Origin of the sequence: Cytobacillus oceanisediminis 2691, from assembly GCF_000294775.2 — a bacterium.
Classification (GTDB): domain Bacteria; phylum Bacillota; class Bacilli; order Bacillales; family Cytobacillaceae; genus Cytobacillus; species Cytobacillus pseudoceanisediminis.
This window is the reverse complement of record NZ_CP015506.1, coordinates 3,762,699-3,785,387: the sequence shown is the minus strand read 5'-3', so window position 1 is coordinate 3,785,387 and position 22,689 is coordinate 3,762,699. Positions and strand designations below refer to the sequence as shown.

General features: G+C 41.6%; 19 protein-coding genes. 16 read left to right on the top strand and 3 right to left on the bottom strand.

Annotation, left to right across the window (positions count from 1 at the left end; genetic code table 11):
- Positions 1–125: 125 nt before the first annotated feature.
- Positions 126–782, top strand: a complete 657-nt coding sequence (locus A361_RS19000; RefSeq protein ID WP_019379739.1) for a ribonuclease H family protein — start codon at positions 126–128, stop codon at positions 780–782.
- 26 nt (positions 783–808) lie between these two features.
- Entirely contained in the window at positions 809–985 is a 177-nt protein-coding gene (locus tag A361_RS29505) for a zinc-finger domain-containing protein (RefSeq protein ID WP_009332655.1), read from the top strand.
- 56 nt (positions 986–1,041) lie between these two features.
- Here A361_RS29505 and cspD read toward each other — a convergent pair whose 3' ends face one another.
- Positions 1,042–1,242, bottom strand: coding sequence for a cold-shock protein CspD (gene cspD, locus A361_RS18995; protein ID WP_009332654.1), 201 nt, complete (start codon positions 1,240–1,242; stop codon positions 1,042–1,044).
- 317 nt (positions 1,243–1,559) lie between these two features.
- On the opposite strand from cspD, the gene A361_RS18990 reads away from it, so the two are divergent.
- The 4 genes from A361_RS18990 (at position 1,560) to mntR (ending at position 8,369) form a co-directional block, all read left to right on the top strand.
- Positions 1,560–1,850, top strand: coding sequence for a hypothetical protein (locus A361_RS18990; protein ID WP_009332653.1), 291 nt, complete (start codon positions 1,560–1,562; stop codon positions 1,848–1,850).
- 542 nt (positions 1,851–2,392) lie between these two features.
- A complete protein-coding gene (gene pulA, locus A361_RS18980; RefSeq protein ID WP_335582799.1) occupies positions 2,393–5,317 on the top strand; it encodes a type I pullulanase in 2,925 nt (974 codons plus the stop codon).
- A gap of 171 nt (positions 5,318–5,488) precedes the next feature.
- Complete coding sequence (locus A361_RS18975; protein WP_019379736.1) at positions 5,489–7,651, top strand: DNA topoisomerase III; 2,163 nt, start codon at positions 5,489–5,491, stop codon at positions 7,649–7,651.
- A 292-nt stretch (positions 7,652–7,943) separates the two neighbouring features.
- Positions 7,944–8,369 carry a transcriptional regulator MntR gene (gene mntR, locus A361_RS18970; RefSeq protein WP_009332650.1) on the top strand — a complete coding sequence of 142 codons (426 nt, stop codon included), beginning with the start codon at positions 7,944–7,946 and terminating at the stop codon, positions 8,367–8,369.
- A gap of 45 nt (positions 8,370–8,414) precedes the next feature.
- On the opposite strand, the gene A361_RS18965 is transcribed toward mntR, so the two are convergent.
- Positions 8,415–8,633, bottom strand: coding sequence for a DUF3892 domain-containing protein (locus A361_RS18965; RefSeq protein ID WP_009332649.1), 219 nt, complete (start codon positions 8,631–8,633; stop codon positions 8,415–8,417).
- Positions 8,634–8,776: 143 nt separating this feature from the next.
- Between A361_RS18965 and A361_RS18960 the strand changes: the two genes are divergently transcribed.
- Both A361_RS18960 and A361_RS18955 read left to right on the top strand, forming a co-directional pair.
- Complete coding sequence (locus A361_RS18960) at positions 8,777–9,481, top strand: class I SAM-dependent methyltransferase (RefSeq protein ID WP_009332648.1); 705 nt, start codon at positions 8,777–8,779, stop codon at positions 9,479–9,481.
- Entirely contained in the window at positions 9,478–10,170 is a 693-nt protein-coding gene (locus A361_RS18955) for an AIM24 family protein (RefSeq protein WP_009332647.1), read from the top strand. Before A361_RS18960 ends, A361_RS18955 begins: the two co-directional genes overlap by 4 nt.
- 90 nt (positions 10,171–10,260) lie before the next feature.
- Here A361_RS18955 and metA read toward each other — a convergent pair whose 3' ends face one another.
- Positions 10,261–11,169 (bottom strand): homoserine O-acetyltransferase MetA, encoded by a 909-nt coding sequence (metA, locus tag A361_RS18950; protein WP_019379735.1) that lies wholly within the window; start codon positions 11,167–11,169, stop codon positions 10,261–10,263.
- A 180-nt stretch (positions 11,170–11,349) separates the two neighbouring features.
- On the opposite strand from metA, the gene A361_RS18945 reads away from it, so the two are divergent.
- The 8 genes from A361_RS18945 (at position 11,350) to A361_RS18910 (ending at position 22,655) form a co-directional block, all read left to right on the top strand.
- Entirely contained in the window at positions 11,350–13,038 is a 1,689-nt protein-coding gene (locus tag A361_RS18945) for a formate--tetrahydrofolate ligase (protein ID WP_009332645.1), read from the top strand.
- Between the two features lie 14 nt (positions 13,039–13,052).
- Positions 13,053–13,583 carry a hypothetical protein gene (locus tag A361_RS18940; protein ID WP_019379734.1) on the top strand — a complete coding sequence of 177 codons (531 nt, stop codon included), beginning with the start codon at positions 13,053–13,055 and terminating at the stop codon, positions 13,581–13,583.
- A 229-nt stretch (positions 13,584–13,812) separates the two neighbouring features.
- A complete protein-coding gene (locus A361_RS18935; protein WP_019379733.1) occupies positions 13,813–16,881 on the top strand; it encodes a GNAT family N-acetyltransferase in 3,069 nt (1,022 codons plus the stop codon).
- A 10-nt stretch (positions 16,882–16,891) separates the two neighbouring features.
- A complete protein-coding gene (locus A361_RS18930) occupies positions 16,892–17,746 on the top strand; it encodes an amidohydrolase family protein (RefSeq protein ID WP_019379732.1) in 855 nt (284 codons plus the stop codon).
- Positions 17,747–17,843: 97 nt separating this feature from the next.
- Positions 17,844–18,692, top strand: a complete 849-nt coding sequence (locus A361_RS18925) for a DegV family protein (protein ID WP_019379731.1) — start codon at positions 17,844–17,846, stop codon at positions 18,690–18,692.
- 176 nt (positions 18,693–18,868) lie between these two features.
- Positions 18,869–19,519, top strand: a complete 651-nt coding sequence (locus A361_RS18920) for an HD domain-containing protein (RefSeq protein ID WP_026041553.1) — start codon at positions 18,869–18,871, stop codon at positions 19,517–19,519.
- Complete coding sequence (locus tag A361_RS18915) at positions 19,516–21,396, top strand: ABC-F family ATP-binding cassette domain-containing protein (RefSeq protein ID WP_019379729.1); 1,881 nt, start codon at positions 19,516–19,518, stop codon at positions 21,394–21,396. Before A361_RS18920 ends, A361_RS18915 begins: the two co-directional genes overlap by 4 nt.
- Positions 21,397–21,521: 125 nt before the next feature.
- Positions 21,522–22,655: a conserved virulence factor C family protein gene (locus A361_RS18910; RefSeq protein ID WP_019379728.1), complete on the top strand. Its 1,134-nt coding sequence runs from the start codon at positions 21,522–21,524 to the stop codon at positions 22,653–22,655.
- The last annotated feature ends 34 nt before the right edge of the window (positions 22,656–22,689 follow it).

Here is a 22,689-nt window from a genome sequence, read left to right as displayed (position 1 = left end):
ATTGACCATTATACCTTGAAATATACTCAGTTAGTAATAAACTGAGTAAAGTATAATAAGTTCAACTATTGCAAACAGTTCTAATAATGATGACCAGCTAATAAAGTACAGAAAGGCTGACCTTAATGAAATATAAATTGGAATGGAAATATAAACTTAAAGGTAATGAGGATATATTATTTACTTCAGACTGGATTGACGGTGAATCGGCCTTGCAGGCTGGAGAAGATATTGAAAAATCAGGGAAGGGCAAAGAAATAATTTACTATGATGAAGCTGGCACTTCATGGAGCACAAAGGAAATGAGAAAACTTCTAATGGAAGTGGAAGAGGATCCCCACGATATTACCGTATTTTTTGATGGGGGATTTAATAAAGAAACCTGTCAGGCTGGGCTCGGTGCAGTAATATATTTTAAACAGGGCAAAAAAAAGTACCGTGTGCGGGCAAATGAGCTATTTGATGAGATGGATAATAATAATGAAGCAGAATATGCGGCCATTTATTACACTCTCAACCTGCTCGAAGAAATGGGCGTTCATCATATGACTTGTGAATTCAAAGGTGATTCACAGGTAGTGTTGAAACAGCTTGAAGGTGAATGGCCATGTTATGAAGAAAATTTAAACCGCTGGCTTGACCGAATTGAAGAAAAGATTAAAAAGCTTGGTATTCTGCCAAGATATAGACCCATTCCGCGCAATGAAAATAAAGAAGCAGATAAATTGGCCGGTCAGGCACTGCAGGGGAAGTTTATTAACAGCAAAATGCAGATCATATAATCCGATATAAGGAAGGCGTGAATCGTTTGAGCAGGAAGGAAATTATTAATGAAGTGGAGGAGCTGATAATCAGTTACTGCAAAGACTGCTTCCTTCATAAGCATCATAAAGAGGAAAGAGGGCGCAGATATGCCCATCGATTTTGCATTACAGAGTGCACTGTAGGTGAGAAAATTAAATCAATAGGCAGCAAGCTTTCATAAATCAGGAAAAAAATAAAAGGCTGGCAGGTGCCAGCCTTTTTATCGTTATATTTGAATTATAGTTTTACAACGTTTGCAGCTTGAGGTCCGCGGTTTCCTTCAACGATTTCAAAAGAAACTTCCTGGCCTTCTTCTAAAGATTTGAAACCTTCACCTTGGATAGCAGTGAAGTGAACGAATACATCGTCTCCGCCTTCAACTTCGATGAAACCGAAACCTTTTTCATTGTTGAACCATTTTACTTTACCGTTTTGCATGTTTACTTTTCCTCCTAAGCCTGTCAAGACACATCTTGTGCCTTAGATGAATATTACCACCTAACAAAACATAGAGCAGATATTTTTATCTAATAACGGAAATATATTCTGTTAAATGATGATTATAATATACATGAATGGGCACTTTCCGTCAAGGAATTAAAACGCTTTTTTACAAAAAACAATAAAATATTTAAAATATTTCAACTTTTGTTTATTTGAGAGTGAAATGCAATGTTCACTAGTCAATTGATAACATAAATTAGAGATTTTCTCATATTAATTATTAATTATCTTGTTGGCAAAGGGTGAGGAAAATGTATCGGTTTTCCATTGAGAATCAAGATTGGATCTTGAGGTTTTCACCCAACATCCAAATAGAAGCAGAAGAGAAGCAGGCCATCATTAGCTCGATCCTGCAGCTTGGCAAGGATCTCCCTCTATACTCACATGGAGAGTCATTTCTTATTATGAATGACCAATTAGGCATCATTGTATTTAATGTTGAGAAAATTCCATCCATGATTTTGACGGTCGCAAACATTGTTACAGAAAATAAATGGTACATCCAAAAAAACCTGACAATAAAGCGCTATCTTAAAGAATGATCGGCAAAAGCCATTTTTTTGATAGAAAAAAATTTTGATCGTCAATAACTTTCCAGCTCCACAAGGAATGCAACGACAGCTTTATCATCGCACGACTAAAAGTGTTAGCTTTTAGGAGGAGCGCCTGCCCCTCGAGGTCACAAGGCTGTCTAGTTGCGGCTCCTAGTGACGAAAGACTAGCCAATCCCTTCCAAGGAAAGTACACTTCTTGCAGGGCTCGTCTTATGCTTGTCGTCCCTGTGCAGTCGCCTCTACATGTAGGGCAGCCTTCGAAAAAAGGGAAAGAACTCCTTTCCGAGAGGCTAGTCGTGTGCTTGATGCCCACAGGTTAAGGAAGGCTTCGACGGTATACACACCGCACGACCAAAATTGGCAGCTTTTGAGAGATATGGCGTTCTTACTGCAAGGCGCTTGCGCTTTTCTTATTGCAAGCAAATTTATTAGGTAATAAATCACAGGGTCTTCCGCCTTATGCAAACGCTTTCCTGCATGGATTAATATATAATTGCAGGAAACTTTAAACAATTTGCAAAGGAGGACTTATGTTGAGAGGGTATAAACAGTTTATTTTTCTGGCCGCTGCTATAATATTGGCGGCATCCAATCTTTTATCCCCATTTATGCAAACGATTGCATCAGCTGAAAAATCGACACAAGGGCTCGATCAGACTACTGCAGTCACTATCCATTATCAGCCTGCAGAGGGCAATACGAAAGATTGGAATTTATGGGTATGGCCTAAAGATGGTGAAGGTCAGGCTTTTGAATTCACTGGTGAAGATGAATTTGGACTCACTGCAGAGATTGTACTCCCTGGAATCCATGATGAAGTTGGGTTTATTGTCCGTACTGACAGCTGGGAGAAGGATGGGGGAGACCGATTCATCAATGTACAGAGCGGCAATGATGAAGTATGGGTAAAAGCAGGCGATGAACATACATATACATCACCGCCTGATGGTGAGTACAGAGACTTTCCGGCATTTGGAAGGGTGAAGGTAAAACTCCACTACTTTCGATATGACGGTAATTATGAAGGCTGGAATTTATGGACTTGGCCAGAAGGCAAAGATGGCAAAAGAGTTGATTTTGCAGCAGAAGATGATTTTGGGAAAGTTGCTGAATTTGAGCTTGAAAATCCGGAAGGTATGACAAAGGCCGGATTTATAGTCAGGAAGAGCATAGAAGGAAATGACTGGGCAGGCAAGGAATTTAGTGATCGCTTTATTACAAAGTTCGATGAAAATGGGAATGCAGAAATATGGATTGTTCAGGGAACAGAAAGAATTTATTACAATCCAGCCTATATTGAAAAAGATCCAAAAATAGTGAATGCTTCTATGGATACTTTTAATCAGATTACGCTTGAAACTAATTTTCCTTTCCAGTGGAGGGATTGGGAATCCATCATTGAAATTGACAATGCTGATATTAAAGATGTTGTTCCTTTTGACGGGGACGAGGAAAAGGATTTTACAAATAAAGTAAGAGTGATAACAGAAGATAAACTAGATTTCAGGCAATCATATAAAATTTCTGCAGTTTCATTCGGAGAGGCAGAGGTGAAGATTGGGGATATTGTCAGATCAAAGGAATTTGATGATGCTTTCTATTATGATGGGAAGCTGGGAAACCAGTATGCGAAAAATCAAACCTCCTTCAGGCTTTGGGCCCCTACAGCAAGTGAAGCATCGATAGTGCTTTATGACAGCTGGCATGATCAGACTGCTGAAGAACTGCCTCTTAATAGAGGTGAAAAAGGAACCTGGACAACTGTTCTAAAAGGTAATCAAAATGGGCTGATTTACAATTATAAAGTTAAAATCGGAGGGGAATGGACAGAAGCGACTGATCCCTATGTCCGGGCTGTAACAGTGAATGGCGACAGGGGCGTTGTGATGGATCTGGATTCAACCGACCCTAAAAAGTGGAATAAACAGAAGCCGAAGTTAAAGAATCCAGAGGACTCCATCATTTATGAAGTTCATATACGGGACCTTTCGATTCATGAGGACAGCGGCATTAAGCATAAGGGGAAGTTCCTTGGAGCTGCTGAGAAAAGCACTTTAAATTCAAAAGGAGAAAAAACAGGTTTACATCATATAAAAGATCTTGGAGTCACACATGTTCAGTTCCTTCCGATTTATGACTACCGGACAGTTGATGAAACAAAACTGAACGAACCACAATATAACTGGGGCTATGATCCTAAAAACTACAATGTGCCGGAAGGCTCGTATTCTACTGATCCTTATGATCCAGCTGCAAGAATTACAGAATTGAAGACAATGATTCAGGAATACCATAAAGAGCAGCTGCGGGTTGTAATGGATGTTGTGTATAATCATGTATTTGCAGTAAATGAATCCAGTTTCCATAAGCTTGTTCCAGGCTACTATTTCCGCTATAACGAAGATGGAACACTTGCCAATGGCACAGGAGTCGGCAATGATACAGCTTCGGAAAGAAAAATGATGCAGAAATTTATCGTCGACTCTGTTGCATATTGGGCTGAGGAATATAATCTTGATGGATTCCGCTTCGATCTGATGGGCATTCATGATACTGAGACAATGAATAAAGTAAGAAAGGCATTGGATAAAATTGATCCTACTATCATTATCATTGGGGAGGGATGGGATTTAAACACACCACTGGCAGCTGAAAGAAAGGCCAATCAGAAAAATGCCGAAGATATGCCTGGCATTGGCCATTTCAACGATGGCATCCGGGATGGTTTAAAAGGCAGTGTGTTTGATGAACTGGATAAAGGTTTTGTAAATGGCAAACAAGGCATGGAAGAATTTGTTCAGCAAGGAATTGCAGCAGGATTGGAATATCCGGGCACTATGGCCACATACAAAGATCCTGAACAGGCGGTTACCTATGCTGAGGCGCATGATAACCACACTCTTTGGGATAAGCTTGAACTGACTAATCCAGACGCAGCGGAGGAATCAAGAAAGAAAATGCATAAATTGGCTTCTTCCATTATACTGACATCCCAAGGAATCAGCTTTGTTCATGCAGGCCAGGAATTCATGCGGACAAAATACGGGGATCACAACAGCTATAAATCCCCTGACAGTGTAAATCAGTTAGACTGGGACCGCCGAACAGATTTCAGCGGGGAAGTAGACTATTTTAAAGGTCTGATTAAGCTCAGAAAGCATTATAAATCGTTTAGAATGACATCAGCTGAGGATATTCAATCAAAGCTTGAATTTATTGATGCCCCAGATAATACGGTGGCTTATAGACTGGATGCAAAAGGCCTAAAAGATAGAGCGAAAGAGATTGTTGTAATCCATAATGCAAATACAGAAACAGCCAAAATAACACTTCCAGGCAAGGGCCCTTGGCATTTGCTTGCAGACGGAAAACAGGCAGGGATAAAAACCCTAAAGATATATCAGTCAAAAACAATTGAAGTACCTGCACAAACAAGCTTTATTCTAAAAAGATAAGTAACGGAGGAGAATCCTGTCAGGGGATTCTTCTTTTGTTTTGCTTAGCGGAACAGATTGTTTTAAAAATTTCATAACTATATAGGTATTTTAACTCCCTTTGCTAAATTTTTAGGTTAATATTAAAATAGATGTCTACAATTTGTTCTACAATGCAAAGGGAGCTAAAGTATGAAATTGATAATCGCGGAAAAACCCGATCAGGGTATGACGCTGGCTTCTATTTTTAAAATGAAGAAACACCAGGGATATATTGAGATTCTTCCGAACGATATATTTCCCCATGGGGCTCATGTTACTTGGGCTATAGGCCACCTATGCCAGCTGTCTGCCCCTGAAAAATACAAGAAGGATTGGAAAAAATGGTCATTGGATACATTGCCCATAATTCCGGAGCAATTTCAATATGAAGTGACAAAGGATAAAGCAAAACAATTTAATATAATCAAACAGCTTGCTTCTAATCCTAACTTAACAGAAATTATCCATGCTGGTGATGCAGGGAGAGAAGGCGAGCTTATCATCCGGAATATTCTAAGGCTTACCGGTACCAGAGTGCCCATGAAAAGGCTCTGGATCTCTTCCTTGACACCTAAAGCCATAAAGGAAGGGTTTCTTACCCTGCTGGATGAAAGTGACACAAGGAACTTATATTATGAAGCCTATACGAGAGCATGTGCCGACTGGATCGTTGGCATGAATGCTTCACGATTATACAGTCTTCTTCTGCAGCAGAAAGGCTTCTCGGATGTTTTTTCAGTAGGAAGGGTTCAGACTCCCACTTTAGCTTTAATCGTAAAAAGGGAACAGGAAATCCAGAATTTTGTTTCCGAACCTTTCTGGGAAGTAAATGCACAGTTTAAAGTAAACGGGAAAAAATATACCGGCAAGTGGGAAAAAGATGGGGAATCAAGAATTAAGACGAAGGAGCTTGCCGAAAAGATTGCGGCATTCTGCAGGGACAAAGATGCACAGGTAGAAGATGTGCAGGCCGAAAAAAAAGAATTCCTGCCGCCGATGCTTTATAACCTTTCTGCATTGCAGGCAGAAACCAACCGCAGGTTCAAATTCCCGCCCAAAAAAACACTTGATGTATTGCAGAAGCTTTATCAAAAAGGAATCGTTTCATATCCTCGCTCAGATTCCAGGCATGTAACAGAAGGAGAAGCGGAAATGTTTCCGGAGATCCTCAGGAAAATGGAAACAAAAGATGAGTATAAGGAATTTTTCCCTTTGCCTTCAAGCTCGATTTTGCAGAATAAACGGTATGTGAATGATAAAAAGGTAACTGATCACTATGCTATTATTCCGACCGAACAAGTGCCCGACCTGGTAAGATTATCTTCGGATGAAAAAATTCTCTATGACCTGATCGTTAGGAGCTTAATAGCTGCACATTATGGAAAAGCTGTAACAGAATATACAACTATTAAAACCCTTGCAGATGGAAGAGCTTTGTTTTTATCCAAGGGAAAAGTACAGCTTGAAGAAGGCTGGAGAAAAGTGATTCCGCAGCAGGAGAAGGAAAAGGAACCGATTCTGCCTTTATTGCAGGCGGGTGATCAAGGTACAGTGTTAAAGGCGGATGTAAAAGAAAGCAAAACCCAGCCGCCAAAAAGGTATACGGAAGGCCAGCTGATTACACTGATGAAAACGGCCGGGAAGCAAATCGAAGATAAGGAACTTGAGAAGGTCCTGATGAAGACGGAAGGCCTTGGAACGGAAGCTACAAGGGCGGGAATCATCACAATGCTGAAGGAGCGCAAATACATTGATATAAAGAAGAATCTTGTATATGCAAACTCAAAAGCAAAAATCCTGATAGAAGCAATAGGCACAGAAATACTGGCTTCTCCAGAAATGACAGCCAAATGGGAACAGCGGCTGAAGGATATTTCGGATGGTCAGGCATCCCCCAAACAATTCATGGAGCAAACCAATAAAATGGTTGGCCATTTGATTTCCGCCTCCATTGAACATGCGGGAAAGTGGACATTCTCTGAGGAAGATAAAGAGGGGTTCACGCCCGGGAAATTCAAGCAAAAAAGAGCAGTCAATCTGGGCAAATGCATGCTGTGTGATGGTAAAGCTGTTGATAAGGGGAGCTTTTATGGCTGCTCCAATTATAATAAAACAAAATGCACTTTCACTATTTCCAAAAGCATTATGGGCAAGACGATGACTCAGAAACTGATCAAACAGCTACTGAAGGATGGGGAAACAGACTTAGTTGAAGGTTTTACAAGCAAAGGAAAGGATAAAACATTTTCAGCTAAATTAACCTGGGACCGACAGGAGAATAGAGTCAAATTTCTCTTCCCGCAAAAGACCTGAATTTGCTTGCTGCAGCGAATTTCCTTGTCTCCATTTTCCAACTGTAGTAAAATCGTTAAAGTCTTATAATTGTTAATGAATGAAATAAAGTGGACATGGCGCTCTGCGCATTTATAATATCTGAATTTATATCTTTGAATTTTGAGAATGGTCTAGCTCGAGCGGCTACCCCCTCGAGATCACAAGTCAATCCTCCCAAAGAGGCAAAGAACGCCTTTCTGATAGGCTCGTCTTGTGTTTGTCGGGGGTGGGCAAGGCGCTTGCGCTTTTCTAATTGGCAGGAGGTTGCGTAATGCCAACACCAAGTATGGAAGATTACATTGAACAAATATATATGTTAATCGAGGACAAAGGATATGCCAGAGTTTCTGATATTGCCGAGGCTCTCTCTGTACATCCCTCTTCTGTGACAAAAATGGTTCAGAAGCTTGATAAGGATGAGTATCTAGTTTATGAAAAGTATCGAGGGCTTATTTTAACGCCAAAAGGAAAAAAAGTCGGCAAGAGGCTTGTATATCGGCATGAGCTTTTAGAACAGCTCCTGCGTATTATTGGAGTTAAAGAAGAAAATATTTATGAAGATGTGGAAGGCATTGAACATCACCTGAGCTGGGATGCCATCGATAGGGTTGGCGACTTGGTTCAGTTTTTTGAAGAGGATGATAGCCGCATTGGAGTGCTGAGGGAAATCCAGCGTAAAAATGAAGAAGAACAGTAAAAACCTGACTGCTTTCGTCAGGTTTTTTTCATGCACCGGACTTTTTTAATAGAAGCTGGGAAAATCATCAAAAGATGACGCAAAGGAAGGATTCAGATATATCGAACCATCTTCGTTTTCATAAATTTGAATACCTTCAATCAAGCCTTCTTTAGCCTCCAATAGTGCTTTCCGATAAGAAATGATCCTTCCTCCGGAAGTCTGGAATGAAATAATCTCTTCATTGTTGTTTCTGTAGACTGCAGTCAGCTGTTCACCGTTCATATAAACACTCCTTATTCATTTTCTATCAGTATTGTTGCCTTTTTTAACATTTTATAATCAGAGGTATTTTTGATAATCTTAGCGAATTTAAAATATTGGGAACTTTTTTAATGAACAATCGTATGCATACACGGGGGGATATGATGAGCACTTTTAACTGGTCTGCAGAAGCAGAGAGGCTTTGGGATGAAAATTCGGAATCATGGAATGCAAAGAGTGCAGCAATGTGGGAGGAAGGGAGCCGAAAGGATATCATCTCCTTCTTCGAAAAGCATGTCAAAAAGGGATCTGCCGTATGTGACCTTGGATGCGGTGATGGGTATGGTTCATATAAACTTGCTTTGGCTGGCTATAAAGTTATCGGGATTGATGTCTCTGAAGAGATGATACATAAAGCAGAAAAATTGAACGAAAAAACAGGTGCGGTATTTAAGAAAGAAGACATTTCAGATCTTACCCTTGAAGAGAATGCACTTGATGCGGTCCTTGCCATCAATTCACTGGAATGGACAGAGAGCCCGCTGGATGTATTAAAAGAAATTCGGCGAACTGTTAAGCCGGGCGGAAGGGCATGTATAGGCATTCTTGGTCCAACAGCTGCACCCAGGGCTAACAGCTACCGCAGGCTTTATAAGGAAAAAGTTATCTGCAATACCATGATGCCGTGGGAGTTTGAACGGCTTGCAAAAGAAAACGGATGGTCAAAGATTGATGAACTTGGTGTTTATAAAAAAGCATCAGACCAGCTTTCAAAAGGCTCGCTGACGGATGAGCTAAAGCAATCATTATCTTTTATGTGGATCTTTATGCTTGAAAACAGGAAAAATGAAGGGATGGGAAGAGAATGAGCAGATATTCAATTGAAGAGTTTGTAAAGCAGACAAAACAGCAGGATAAAGGAGAAGGATTATTTGAACTTGAAACACCAAGGATGCTCGAAATTAATTTAACCAGCCAGGTTTGGGCTAAAGCAGGCGGGATGGTTTCCTACCGCGGCCAAATTAAGTTTGAACGCGAGGGGATACTCGAGCATGGCTTAGGAAAAATGTTTAAAAAGGCACTTACTGGAGAAGGGGCAGCTTTAATGAAAGCTACGGGCAACGGAAAGCTGTACCTTGCAGACCAAGGAAAGAAAATTTCAATTCTGAATCTCGATGGAGATGCCATCTTTGTAAATGGGAATGATCTGCTTGCATTCGAGCCTTCTATCAGCTGGGACATTAAGTTAATGAAGAGGATGGCAGGCATGCTTGCAGGAGGTTTGTTCAACGTTCGTTTAGAAGGAACAGGAATGGTGGCTATCACTTCTCACTATGAGCCGCTGACACTCTTGGTTACTCCTGATAATCCGGTGTATACAGATCCAAATGCGACAGTTGCATGGTCAGGTACACTGCAGCCGGAATTTGTGACAGATATCTCATTTAAAACGTTCCTTGGAAGAGGAAGCGGAGAGTCGATCCAAATGAAGTTTTCAGGCAACGGCTTTGTAGTAGTTCAGCCATTTGAAGAAGTGTATTATGCTCAGCAATCATAAGGAAAAGCCGGTATTTGAGAGGGGCAAACCTCTCAAATACCGGCTTTTTTTATGCTTTGCTGCAAACTAAGTTATCCGTTCACTGCACTATTAATCCCAATCATAAGGAGTTTCCTGGTAAACATAGTAGTTCAGCCAGTTGGAAAACATTAAATGGGCATGTGACCGCCATTTATTATGGGGGGTTCTGCCGGGATCATTATTCGGGAAATAGTGTTTTGGCATGGGGACCTGCAGGCCTCTGGTTCTGTCTCTTGTGTATTCTTCCGCAAGTGTGCCTGCTTCATATTCCAGGTGTCCTGTTACCATGATTTGTCTTCCGCCGTTGGCACTCATGATGAAAGGACCCGCTTCCTCAGATGATGACAGGAGCTTGACTTCCGGGTGTTTCAGCAATTGCTCTGTATAAACATCAGTATGGCGCGAATGCGGAGCAAAGTAGATGTCATCGAATCCTCTCAATAATTTCTCGCTTCTGTCATGGACTTCATGAAGGTAAACGCCTGAGCACTTTTCAGGCAGCTCATATTTTCCAATTCCAAAGTGATAGAATAACGCTGCCTGTGCTCCCCAGCATATATGCAGGGTGGAAGTAACATTCGTTTTCGTCCACTCCATAATTACGGTTAGTTCCTCCCAATAGTCCACTTCTTTAAAGTCGAGAAGCTCTACAGGTGCTCCAGTTATGATCATCCCGTCAAATTTGCGGTTTCGGACTTGCTCAAACGTAGTATAGAATTGTTCGAGATGCATAGGACTGGTATTTTTTGATTGATGTGTGGCAGTTTTTAAAAACGAGATGTTCACCTGTAAAGGCGTATTTCCAAGGAGTCTTAAAAGGTGTGCTTCGGTTTTTTCTTTTTCAGGCATCAAATTCAGGATGAGGATATTTAATGGGCGAATATCCTGCTGTTTGGCACGATCCTCATCCATGATAAATATATTTTCTTCCTCTAAGATCTCCCTTGCAGGAAGCAGCTTAGGAATTTTTATTGGCAAGTGATCATCTCCCTGTGCAAAAATTCAATTAAACTTATTATAAAGACGATTCGAAATTGTATCAATGCTTCACTGTGTGAAAATGCGAAAATATCAAAAGTAAATGACAATATTTCGATTCGGGGATGGTACAATATAGCTGTAAGGAACCTATACATATTGGATTCTAGGGGGATAAAAATGAATGTGAAACCGATTGTAAAATCAGACATTGAAATTGCCCAGGCATCTGCAATGAAGCCTATTGCGGAAATAGCTGAAAAAATCGGGCTCTTAGAGGATGATCTGGAGCTTTTCGGCAAGTATAAAGCAAAATTATCCGCTGATACCTTAAAGAAATTAAGTACGAAAGAAAGCGGAAAAATAATTCTTGTCACCTCCATTAATCCGACACCTGCAGGAGAAGGAAAATCCACAGTAACAGTCGGTCTTGCCGATGCTTTCAACAGACTTGGCAAAAAAGCTATGGTCGCGATGAGGGAACCTTCTCTTGGGCCAACTATGGGAATCAAGGGCGGAGCAACCGGCGGAGGGTATTCGCAGGTTCTGCCGATGGAAGACATCAATCTGCATTTTACCGGTGATCTTCACGCAATCACTACAGCCAATAATGCATTGGCTGCCCTGATTGATAATCACCTCCAGCAGGGGAATCTGTTAAATATTGACCAGAGAAGGATAGTATGGAAGCGTGCCCTGGATTTGAACGACCGTGCATTAAGAAAAATAGTCATTGGCCTTGGAGGGCCTGTACAAGGTGTTCCGAGAGAAGATGGATTTGATATCACTGTGGCTTCAGAAATTATGGCCGTCCTATGCCTTGCCTCCGACCTTCAGAACTTGAAGGAAAGACTGGGGAAAATGGTGATAGCATACAATTATGATAAACAGCCGGTAACAGTAGCCGATCTTGGAGTGGAAGGAGCTCTTACCTTGCTTCTTAAAGAAGCAGTCAAACCTAATCTGGTGCAGACAATTGAACATACACCGGCATTGGTTCATGGCGGCCCGTTTGCCAATATTGCTCATGGATGCAACAGTGTGATTGCAACTGCCGCTGCCTCCAAGCTGGCTGACTATGTAGTGACAGAAGCCGGTTTTGGCGCGGATCTTGGTGCAGAAAAGTTTTTAAATATTAAAGCCAGAACAGAGGGCATTGACCCTGAAGCAGTGGTGATTGTAGCTACAATCCGTGCTCTAAAAATGCATGGCGGCTTGTCAAAAGCAGAATTGGGCAAAGAAGATACTGAAGCACTCACTAAAGGCTTTGCTAATTTAAAAAAGCATATTGAAACAATTGAAAGTTTTGGCCTTCCGTATGTAGTGGCTATTAACCGGTTTATTTCCGATAGCGAGAATGAAATAGAGGTCCTTACAGAACTTTGCAGTGAGGCCGGCATGCCAGTGGCGCTGACAGAGGTTTGGGAAAAAGGCGGGCAGGGAGGAATTGAGCTGGCCGAGAAGCTCCTGGGAATTTTGGATGAAAAAGCAGCGAATTTCAGCCACCTATATGATTTATCTTTGCCTCTTGAGGAGAAAATTCTAACAGTAGCCCAGACGGTTTATGGCGCAAGCAAAGTGGAATACTCAACTAAAGCCAAAAAGCAGATAAAAGACTTTGAAAGCTTTGGCTGGGGCGTCCTGCCGGTTTGTATGGCTAAAACACAATATTCATTATCTGATGATCCTTCAAAGCTTGGAAGGCCATCAGATTTTACCATTACTATACGCGAGCTGAAGCCATCTATTGGTGCAGGATTCATTGTAGCACTCACCGGTGATGTGATGACTATGCCTGGATTGCCTAAAGCCCCTGCAGCCATGAACATGGATGTAGATGAAGATGGGAATGCTGTCGGCCTATTTTAAGGGGGAATTAGCCCATGTTTGACCCAACGGCCTTTGAGAATATGAAGGTTGTAATGGAAGGCGGATTCTATGACCGGGATCTGGACGGTGAAATAAGAATCGTTGATCGAAATGACATATTAAACTCAGCTAAAATGAGCCGGAGGTATGACATTACTTTCACAGACATTGCAAAAGGGCTGGCAGAGATTTTCTGTACCTTTACAATGGAAGCGGGATTGGATAATCTCGCAGCTGAGCTATTGCCTCAAGGGAAATCTGAGAAGCTGGCAGGCTGCCGGATTAATGTAAAATTTACAATTAAGCATCCACAAGATTCAAAAGCATTTCTGCAAATCCGTGAAGTTCTGCGTCATATCTGGGGCAGCGGACGGAAGGTCGAACAGACTGTAAAATACAACCCTGAAAATATGAAGGCCTTGGCTGAAACAGAAACCGTCATTTCTTTTAACCGGCTTATTCATGAAGAACAGATAGATGATCTGAATGAAATGATCACTTATATGACCGCTTCGATGAAAGCTTTAAGAAAAGTCTATATTTAATATGAATGCGTCTTGCCGAAAATAGCAAGGCGCTTTTTTCGTATGGAATTTATACGGAAAATTCAAAATTATATTTACAATCATTTACTCTGATAATACGATTAAGAAGGAATGGAAAAACATTCCGAATAATATCAAAAGGAGGAGAGGCAAATGGTTTTGGTTATCATTGAAGGAAAAGGAATTGAGAAGGGTAGACAAGACGTAACCTAGTCAGGAGGACAAAGGTATGATTCAAAGTACAGACAAAATAGTCATTGCAGAGTATCATGAGGGCTTTGCGGCAGGAATAGCAAAAATGTGGAACTTGAGCAGAGACAGCTGGGGCGGAGATACCAGTGTAATGACTGAAGAACAAGTAAAAACGAAGGAAGCGAATAATGGCAATATTACTTTATACTTAGCGCTGGATGGTGAAGAGGTCGTAGGCTATTGCGGGTTATCGGAATATAAAGAAGATACGGGATCCCTATACATCCCTCTTTTAAATGTAAGGCCGGATTACCATGGACGGAAAATAGGAAAGATGCTTGTGCTGAAAGCGCTGCAAAAAACAATTGAATTGGGCTGGCCGCGCCTTGACTTGTATACATGGCCAGGAAATGTGAAAGCTGTCCCGCTTTACAAAAAATGCGGTTTCTTCTGGGAAGACAGAGATGATACAACACACTTAATGAATTTTATTCCGGCTGTTCATCAGACACAGCTTTTGAAACCTGCCTTCGAAAAGCTTGATTGGTATAGCAGCAGCATGAGAGAAATTGACGTGAAGCCAGATGGAATCAAAGAAAGCGGCTTTACATTTTACGAGTATTTATGGGAGAGCGGGGAAGTGTCTGCGAGAGTCAGGTTTGAAAGAACGGGCAGAGGAATCAGTTTAATAGAAACGGATGATTACCTTCTAGAACTATCCATGGATCATCATGAAGTAATCGAAAATGAAATCCAAAATTTCCAGCTCAAACTCATCAATAAGACGGGAGTTCCTGTTTCTTTTAAGGCTGAAGGCAGTAACCAGGGAAGAGTCGAAGCTGTTTTCGAACATGACCTGATGGCCGAGAGTGACGCGGTAATTACCGGACAATTCATAGTGCATGAAGGGGAAGAGCCTAGTATCTGGAAAACGCATCCTTCATTAGAAGTTAAGGTGTGGGTAAATGGTGAGGAGTGTGAATTGCGCCTTGGTCTGCTGCCTAAGCAGCCAGCCAAAATTACAGGCGGTTCTAAAGGGAATCTCAGGTTTATAAATCAGGAAGCTGAATTGGAAATTGAGGTTGAGAACAACCTTGAAGAAGACGCCGTATTTCACCTTTCATTTCCTGTAAGTGATCTTGTCGAATTAGAAGAGCGGGACTTTAGAATAGAGCTTCACAAAAAAGGGCGTAAATTGCTGAAGGTGCCTTTCATTGTTAAAAAATATGGCTTTTATCAGCCGGAAATGGCAATATTGGCAACAAAGGAGAATGGAGACGACCTCGCTTTTTCATGCAGCTCAATGGGCATCCCCATTAAAAGCTTCGGTCAAAAGTTCGGGGGAGAGTCAAAGGATTATTGGCATATCTGCAATGGAATCTGCCAGGTGAATATCCGTAAATTGGATTATAAAATAACGGCTGGCAGGAACGAAAGTGTTAACCAGCCTTTCGCGTTTTTTGCTCCTAAACTTGGGAAACCCTTTTCAGCTGAATTTTCAAAGGCAAAGCCGGCGGCAGCTGAGTGGTTTACAGATGACACGGCAATCACTTTCAAATTGGTATTCAAGTCTGAAGCATTTACAGGTATTCTTGTATCATTGTTTACATCCCTATATGGTGAAGGCCTTGTTAAAATATGGGCTGAATTGACAAACGAAGGGGATGAAAAATATGAGAATCTGTATTTCAGCCAGCCGTTATATTATGAAATGCAGAAGCCGTATTTCCCCCTGGATAATGAAGTAATCGAGTTTTCTGACATAAAAGAATTGGGGTTCATGGAGTTATCAGGTATAACCGAAAATTGGTTTTTCGCCGATCATAACGGCGAGCCGGTTGGATTCTGCTGGCCGAAAAATGCGAAGTCCAATCCTGATGGGTGGCAATTTTACTATCAGCAGGAAACTGGCTGCATTGAATCGGGAGATCAGATAGTATTGGCACCTGGCTATTTATCAATAGGAGCTTTCCGGACATGGGAAGAAATGCGGCATTTTGCAGGTGTCGGGACAGAGTATAAAAAAAATGTTTACCAAGAAAAAGCACTAATTATCAATAGGGGAAATCCAGTTGCAAAAGAACAGGATACAGCAGAATTCACTCTTAAAACATATCGTTCTAGTTATCTTAATGGCACTATTGATTTATATTTAAATACAGATAAAAAACAAACCTCAAATTTCAGTCAAGAACAGGAATTAAGTGTGTTCAAATCCAATTTTCCTATTAAGGATACGGAACCTCTATCTATTATAAATGCTGAAATTACCCTTGACAGTGAAAAGAAGCAAGTAAGGGAACTTCTGCTTGTGCCCCGGGGTAATGTCCGTATGCTTACGGAAGAGCATGGCGGCAAGACTGTTTATATCATGGATAATGGCATCATTAGTTTAAAAGGTGCACCGGATTTTTATCCTGGCTTATTCTCATTAACCTATAAAGAGAGGGAGTGGCTTGATTCATCCTTTCCCGAACCGGTTGCCAAAGGATGGTGGAACCCATGGACTGGCGGCATGAAAACTGTGCCATCGCAAATGAGTGTGTTCTCGCTATTGAAGGAGTCATCTTCTGCTGAATTTACCAGTGTTAAAGATTCGTATGGAAACGAATGGTCTGCATTGGCCATCCGTACTAAAGTTGTCCATCACTCCATATGGAAAGGCCTTGAATATACACAGTATTTCGCGTTATTGCCGGGAGTGCCGCTCCTTGCCCATTGGGTAAAAGCGGAGAATGCAGGCGGGAAGTACCTGTTAAATGAAAAATGGATTACAGATTTATTTATAGCCGGTAGCTCATTAAAGGATCTTACTCTTACAGTAAGTGACAAAGGAGCAGAATCAGCATATCAGGCCGGAGTTGAGGAGCAGTCATTTGTTCTAATTGATGGATCCCGTATTTCCAGCTGCCTGTCTCCTGAAAATATGTATGTAATGAGAAGTAAAGATAATGAATTCCTTGGAGCATATATGAATAAAGAAGCATTCGAAGTTATTTCGGAACGAAAAGCAGGCCCATTGGCCAAACCGGGCTTTATTGCATTTGATGAAAGAAGCTTCGAGGGCAGACTGCTTAATAGACTCCACAACCTGGAATTCTGCTAAAGGAGAAATTATGAAAGTCATAGATGCACATATTCATTTTTCTGATATTAAATCATTTCATCATACTGCCAATGAACTCTCACTTGTAGATTATTCATACCATGGGCATCAGCAGGAGTTCCAAAAAGCTAATGTAGTCTTGAGCATTGCAATGGGGCTTACAGAAACAGAAAATATGGGCTTTCCGGATTATGAAGCAAGAACGCCTATGGGGCTTGACCTGGATGATAAGATACCGGCTAATGTTGTTTACTGCGCTGGCATCAATCCATATGATCTCAATGAAGGAGCTCTTCAAAGGCTGGAGGATAATCTGCAAAAGCCGAACGTGGCAGGGATCAAGACTTACCTGGGATATTATCCTTTCTACGCCTATGATGATGTTTATGAACCTGTGTACGAACTCGCTGCAAAATATGGAGTTCCTGTTGTATTTCATACAGGAGATACTTATTCAGAAAGGGGATTGCTTAAGTATTCTCACCCGCTGGCTATTGACGAGGTTGCTGTTAAACACCGGAATGTTAATTTCATGATGGCTCATTTTGGAGACCCATGGACTTTGACAGGAGCTGAAATCATATACAAGAATCCAAATGTCTATGCGGATCTTTCAGGCCTGATTGTCGGTACAGAAAAAGAATTGAAGAAGCGCAGCAAAGGAAGATTTTTGGATCATCTGAGGCATGCTTTAGTGTTTGCAGATTCTTACGATAAATTGCTGTTTGGAACCGATTGGCCTCTTGCGCCAGTGGGTCCTTATATTGAATTTATAAAAGAACTCATACCTGAAGAGCATCATGAAGATGTATTTTACAATACCGCTATAAAGGTTTTTCCTAAAATCAAGCCTTTTCTGCCATAGAACCTGCGGCTGGAAGAGAAATCTTTCACTTCCAGCCTTTCAAATAGTCTTAATTACATACATACACGTATAAATATCTTAAAAGGGGGCGGCTATAGTGGATAAAATTGCATGGGTAACAGACAGCACTGCTTTTTTAAATAACGAGTTAAGGAACCATCCTCACATGTACCAGATTCCGATGACCATCATTATGGATGGCAAAGAATATACAGATGGAGTTGATTTAACACCGGAAGAACTTTATGCGAGCTTAAAAACCCTTGATACTCCTCCAAAAACTTCCCAGCCATCCATTGGTGCTTTTCAGGAGTTATATGAAAATCTGCAGAAGGACTATGACTGTATTATCGCAGTGCTGGTATCGGCAAAACTCAGCGGGACCGTTTCTTCCAGTGAACAGGCCGCCCAGCTGGTTGATATACCAGTATACAGCATAGACTCCAAGATATTATCATACCCTTTAACAAGATTAATCCTTAAGGGGATGGAATTGGCAGAAGCCGGACTGGATATTAAAGAAATTATCCGCAGGCTTGAGGCACTCCGCGATACGGGAGAAACCTATGTCCTCATTGGGAGTCTTGAACAGCTTCATAGAAGCGGCAGGATGTCCGGAGTTCAGTTTTTCCTGGGCAGCATGCTAAATGTAAAGCCGATCATTTCAGTTCGTGATGGGGAATTAAGCGTAAAAGAGAAAGCCAGAAGCGAAAGAAAGGCAAAAGACAAAATTGTGAATCTGCTCAAGGGTGCACATGAGAGAAAACTGCTGAAGGAAGTATTCATCCTATACGGTTTGCATCCGGAAGAAGCGGAGGCATGGAAGAAGGAGCTCCAGGAAGAATTTAATGGAGTTGAATTTGGATGCTATTCTTTGGGGGCTACCATTGGCGTCCATGCAGGAGAAAATACACTTGGCATCAGCTGGCTGAATGGCCTGGAATAAAATAGCTTAGGGACCTGGTGCAGGAAATCAAATACTGGTTTTCTGCACCATTTTTTTATCGGTGCAGTCTGTAAGAATGAATCCAATAACTGGTTCTATAGATATAGCATTACCTTGCCATCGTTTCTTTTTGGGACTAATGTTAAAATGGAGTGTGGAGTTTGAAAGCAGGTGAAATAATGAAGGAAAAAAATATACATTTAACAGAAAAATTCGTCCGGGATACACTCGGAGAAGATTCGACCGGGCATGACTGGCATCATATTGAGCGGGTGAGAAAAAATGCCCTTTACATAGCTAAAAAGGAACAAGCAGGAGATCCTTTTTTAATTGAAATGGCAGCACTGCTTCATGATATACCCGATGCTAAACTGAACACTTCAAGGGAAGCTGGAGAAAGGAAGCTATCTGATTTTCTGCAGGAAATTGAGATTGCAGAAGAAGCTTCCAGCAGCATTAAGACAATTATTGATTCAGTTTCTTTTAAAGGAGGCAATAACAAGAAGGTCTTAACCGTGGAAGCTAAAATAGTCCAGGATGCGGACCGATTGGATGCGATTGGTGCTGTGGGGATTGCACGGGCATTTGCCTATGGCGGCAAAAAAGGGCAGCCAATTCATGATCCCGGCCTTGAAATCAGAAAAGTAATGACTGAAGATGAATACCGGAATGGTAAGTCATCATCCATCAATCATTTCTACGAAAAGCTATTGAAGCTGAGAGAACTGCTAAATACTGACACTGCCAGGGAAATGGCAGAAGAGCGGCATCAAATTATGGAGAAATATCTGCATCAATTTTTTATAGAATGGAATGGTCAAGCATGAAGATGATCTCTGTTGAAAATGTTACAAAAACATATGGAGAGAAAGAACTTTTTAATGATATATCTTTTACAATCGCTGAAAAAGAAAGAGCAGGACTGATCGGTGTAAACGGTACAGGGAAATCTTCCCTGCTTAAAGTGATTGCCGGTGTTGACCTGCCAGACTCTGGAGAAATAGTCACTCCTAGAGATTACACCATTTCATATTCAGCACAGCAGCCTGAACTCAACTATGATTTAACAGTTCTCGAGCAGGTTTTTGCAGGAGATGCGCCAATTCTTGTACTGCAGAGAGAATATGAACAAGCCCTGCTGGAGCTTAGCATGCACCCCGAAGATACAGACATTCAGCAAAATCTTTTCGAACTTCAAAAAAGAATGGATACCCTTGATGCCTGGGAAGTGAACACCGATGCAAAAACGATACTCACTAAGCTGGGTATCGAGGAGTTCAGCAAAAAGATTGGAGAGCTTTCTGGCGGGCAAAAAAAACGGGTTGCCCTGGCACAAGTATTGATCCAGTCACCTGACTTGCTGATTCTTGACGAGCCGACAAATCATCTTGATTTTGAATCGGTCAAATGGCTGGAAGAATATCTGGGCAGGTACAGGGGGGCTCTGCTCCTTGTAACACATGATCGTTATTTCCTTGACCGGGTTACAAATAGAATGTTTGAACTTGAAGGCGGAAATCTATACAGCTATAAAGGGAATTATGCTGCATTCCTTGAAGCAAAGGCGGTAAGAGAGGAAAATGAGGCGGCAGCCATCGATAAGCAGAAAAATCTGTTCAGAAGGGAACTGGAATGGATCAGAAGAGGTGCAAAAGCCCGTACCACCAAACAAAAAGCCAGAATCCAGCGGTTTGAAACCCTTGACAGCCAGCTTGCTTCAGTTAAATCCTCCGAAAAATTGGATATGTCCCTAAGCGGCAGCCGCCTAGGAAAACAGGTATTTGAACTCGAATCTGCTTCAAAAAAGTATGGCGCTCAAACGATTCTGGATCATTTTGATCTTCTTGTAAAACCAGGGGATAGAATAGGGATTATCGGAAGAAATGGAACGGGGAAATCTACTCTGCTTAACATACTGGCAGGCCGGATTCCGCTTGACTCAGGTAAGCGCATTATTGGGCAGACAGTAAAAATCGCTTACTATACACAGGAAAGCGAAGATATGGATGAGAACAAGCGCATGATCGAATACCTCAAAGAAACAGCAGAAGTGGTTGAAACATCCGATGGCAAAACGATTTCTGCAGCTCAAATGCTTGAGCGCTTCCTATTTCCGGCCTATTCTCACGGCACTCCTATCCGCAAGCTTTCCGGCGGGGAAAAACGAAGGCTGTATTTATTGAAAATCTTAATGTCTGAGCCTAATGTTCTTCTGCTTGATGAGCCGACCAATAACCTTGATACTCAAACCCTAACGGTTCTCGAAGATTATCTTGAAGATTTTCCCGGTGTAGTCATTACAGTTTCGCATGACCGCTACTTCCTGGATAAAGTGGCTGAGCAGCTTCTTGTATTAAAAGGCGAGGGCAAAATCGAATCCTACTATGGAAATTACAGTGAATTTCTTGAAAGCGAGAATGCCAAGCCTGTTCAGGAAGCTGATCATGCCCCCAAAAAGGCGAGGGAAACTAAGCCGAAAAAGAAGAGAATGAGCTACAAAGAAAAAAAGGAATGGGAAGAAATCGAGGGTAAAATTGAAGCGGCTGAATCCCGTCTCGAAGCGATTTCCTCAGAAATGGCCAGCATCGGCAGTGACTTTGAAAAGGGTCAGGCCTTAGTAGAAGAAGAAACAAAGCTGAATGAAGAGCTTGAATACTTGATTGAGAGATGGAGCTATCTTTCAGAAGCAGCTGAAAATGAATAATTCATACCCGGGGATTTTTCCCGGGTTTCTTTGCATATTCAGAAACAGCTAAAATGCCTCGATAATCTCCTTATGTTAAAATAATACCAGTTACCATCGTGAATATATAAAAAAGGGTGATACTTTTGAGAATAAAAGCAATCGAACCAACACCAAGTCCAAACACTATGAAGGTTATTCTTGATGAAGAGCTTCCGATGGGGAAGGCCAATAATTATAAAAAGGAAAAAAAGGAAGGAGCTCCAAAGATTATTCTAGATATACTTGAAATTGAAGGAATCAAAGGGGTGTACCATGTTGCCGATTTCCTTGCTGTCGAAAGAAATGCGAAATATGACTGGAAAGAGCTTCTCCCTCAAGTAAGATCCGCTTTTGGCGAGGATGTGGAAAATGAAGGCACAGAAGACAACGGCATCGATGAACATTTTGGCGAAGTCCAAGTGTTAGTCCAAATGTATAAAGGAATTCCCATGCAGGTGAAACTGACTGACGGCACAGAAGAAAAGCGCTTTGGACTTCCTGAAAACTTTATCAGTGCTGTTTCAGAGGCCCAGGATCCTGCAGATAACGTTGTCATGGTCCGCAAGTGGAAAGAATTCGGTGTCCGCTATGGAGACTTTGACCAAGTTGGCCATGATATTGTTGAAGAACTAATGGCTGCCTATCCAGAAGCAAGACTCCAGATACTTGTTAAAACGGCAAAAAGCCCGGATAAAGCGGAGGAAAAACACGCACGTTCCCTTCTTAAACTGTCTGTCGAAGATCTGGATTCCCCAGATTGGCGGGAGCGCTATCAAAAACTCGAACAGATGGATGATCCTGAACTGGAGGACCTGCCTGTGCTTGAAAAAGCGCTTAAAGATGAGAAGGCTTCAATCAGAAGACTTGCGACAGTTTATCTTGGGATGATTGAGGAAAAGAGTGTCCTGCCTCTCCTCTACAAAGCATTAAAGGATAAAACGGTTACTGTAAGACGTACAGCAGGGGATTGTTTGTCAGACCTGGGATTTGAAGAAGCAATGGACGCCATGAAGGAAGCACTGCAGGATGACAGTAAACTTGTGCGCTGGCGTGCGGCTATGTTCCTTTACGAAGTGGGTGATGAAAGTGTGCTTCCTGCTTTAAAAGCAGCAGAAGACGATCCGGAATTCGAAGTCAGCATGCAAATCAAATTGGCTATTGAAAGAATTGAACATGGAGAAGAAGCAAAAGGGTCAGTTTGGAAACAGATGACTGAATCCCGGAAACAGGGCCAGTAATAATTACAGGAAAAAACCGCTCACAGAATGAAAA

What these genes read in the sequence shown, in the direction of transcription:
- A361_RS18965 (WP_009332649.1), bottom strand. Translation starts at nt 8,633, where the DNA reads ATGAACGGTGAACAGCTGACTGCAGTCTACAGAAACAACAATGAAGAG.
- A361_RS18915 (WP_019379729.1), top strand. Translation starts at nt 19,516, where the DNA reads ATGAAGATGATCTCTGTTGAAAATGTTACAAAAACATATGGAGAGAAA.
- A361_RS18935 (WP_019379733.1), top strand. Translation starts at nt 13,813, where the DNA reads ATGATTCAAAGTACAGACAAAATAGTCATTGCAGAGTATCATGAGGGC.
- cspD (WP_009332654.1), bottom strand. Translation starts at nt 1,242, where the DNA reads ATGCAAAACGGTAAAGTAAAATGGTTCAACAATGAAAAAGGTTTCGGT.
- A361_RS18960 (WP_009332648.1), top strand. Translation starts at nt 8,777, where the DNA reads ATGAGCACTTTTAACTGGTCTGCAGAAGCAGAGAGGCTTTGGGATGAA.
- A361_RS18945 (WP_009332645.1), top strand. Translation starts at nt 11,350, where the DNA reads ATGAATGTGAAACCGATTGTAAAATCAGACATTGAAATTGCCCAGGCA.
- A361_RS18940 (WP_019379734.1), top strand. Translation starts at nt 13,053, where the DNA reads ATGTTTGACCCAACGGCCTTTGAGAATATGAAGGTTGTAATGGAAGGC.
- A361_RS18955 (WP_009332647.1), top strand. Translation starts at nt 9,478, where the DNA reads ATGAGCAGATATTCAATTGAAGAGTTTGTAAAGCAGACAAAACAGCAG.
- A361_RS18990 (WP_009332653.1), top strand. Translation starts at nt 1,560, where the DNA reads ATGTATCGGTTTTCCATTGAGAATCAAGATTGGATCTTGAGGTTTTCA.
- pulA (WP_335582799.1), top strand. Translation starts at nt 2,393, where the DNA reads ATGTTGAGAGGGTATAAACAGTTTATTTTTCTGGCCGCTGCTATAATA.
- A361_RS18975 (WP_019379736.1), top strand. Translation starts at nt 5,489, where the DNA reads ATGAAATTGATAATCGCGGAAAAACCCGATCAGGGTATGACGCTGGCT.
- A361_RS19000 (WP_019379739.1), top strand. Translation starts at nt 126, where the DNA reads ATGAAATATAAATTGGAATGGAAATATAAACTTAAAGGTAATGAGGAT.
- mntR (WP_009332650.1), top strand. Translation starts at nt 7,944, where the DNA reads ATGCCAACACCAAGTATGGAAGATTACATTGAACAAATATATATGTTA.
- A361_RS18930 (WP_019379732.1), top strand. Translation starts at nt 16,892, where the DNA reads ATGAAAGTCATAGATGCACATATTCATTTTTCTGATATTAAATCATTT.